We start from the raw sequence: 1,264 nt of genomic DNA, 5'->3' as shown, positions 1-1,264 counted from the left end.
ACCGATGGGGGCAGCTCCTTCATAAACAAAACCACCGCCAATGGATTGGGTAATAATCAGGTGTTTGGGGTGTATGCGGTGGGTACGAGGGTGTATGCTGCTACGTTTAATGGGTTATCGATTTCGACCGATGGGGGCAGCTCCTTCATAAACAAAACCACCACCAACGGATTGGGTAATAATCTTGTGCTTGGGGGGGTGTATGCGGTGGGTGAGATGGTCTATGCCGCTACCGCTAATGGGTTGTCGATCTCCCTCGATGGGGGCTCCAGCTTTACCAACAAAACCACCGCCAATGGATTGGGGGATATTACGGTGAGAGAGGTGTATGCGGAGGGCACGACGGTCTATGCCGCTACCAACGGTGGGTTATCGATTTCCACCGATGGGGGCAGCTCCTTCGCCAATAAAACCACCGCCAATGGATTGGGTCATAACCAGGTGAATGGGGTATATGCGGAGGGTACGAGGGTGTATGCCGCTACGTTTGGTGGGTTATCGATTTCCACCAATGGGGGCACCACCTTTACCAACCGAACCACCGCCAATGGCTTGGGTGCTAATAATGTGAGAGGGGTGTATGCGGTGGGTACGACGGTGTACGCTGCTACCTCTGGAGGGTTGTCGATTTCCACCGATGGGGGCATCAGCTTTACCAACTACTCCACCGCCAATGGATTGGGTAGTAATAGTATGTTTGAGGTGTATGCAGAGGGGTCGACGGTGTATGCTGCTACCGACGGGGGGTTGTCTTTCTGCCCACCGGACGTTAGCCCCCTGACGCTCAGCTTCTCGGCGAGTCCGGACATGCTCCTGACCACGGGCACCACCACCCTGTCGGCCACCGTTTCGGGGGGCACCCCCGGATCGCCGGACCGTCCCTACAGCTACAGCTTCTCGGGGCCGGGCACCATTACCCAACTGCCGACCAGCAACACGGCCAGCGTCTCAAACTTACCCGCCGGGGTGCAAACCTTTACCGTGATAGCCAGCGACATGACCACACCCACCAGCCAGACCAGCTCGGCTACGGTCAGTGTGACGGTGATCAACGCCACGCCCACCATCACGGGCTTTGCCGCCAATCCGGCCGCCCTGTGCGTGGGTAGTCCCGCCACCTTTACGGCCACCATTGGCAACATCACCGGCAGCTACAGCTACACCCTCACCAACGGCACCACTGCCGTTTCGGGCAGCAGCGCCAACCCGGCCTTTAGCCAATTGGTCACGGCCAGCGGCACGAGCACCCAGACCTTCACTCTGA

Annotated in this window: 1 pseudogene; it reads left to right on the top strand. The window is 58.1% G+C overall.

Annotated elements, in window-relative coordinates:
- A pseudogene (locus tag B156_RS31935) lies at window positions 1-1,264 on the top strand (FG-GAP-like repeat-containing protein); the annotation flags it as partial.

Origin of the sequence: Spirosoma luteum DSM 19990 (assembly GCF_000374065.1) — a bacterium.
Taxonomy (GTDB): domain Bacteria; phylum Bacteroidota; class Bacteroidia; order Cytophagales; family Spirosomataceae; genus Spirosoma; species Spirosoma luteum.
Note: the sequence above shows the minus strand (reverse complement) of the source record. Positions and strands in the feature narration are given on the sequence as shown.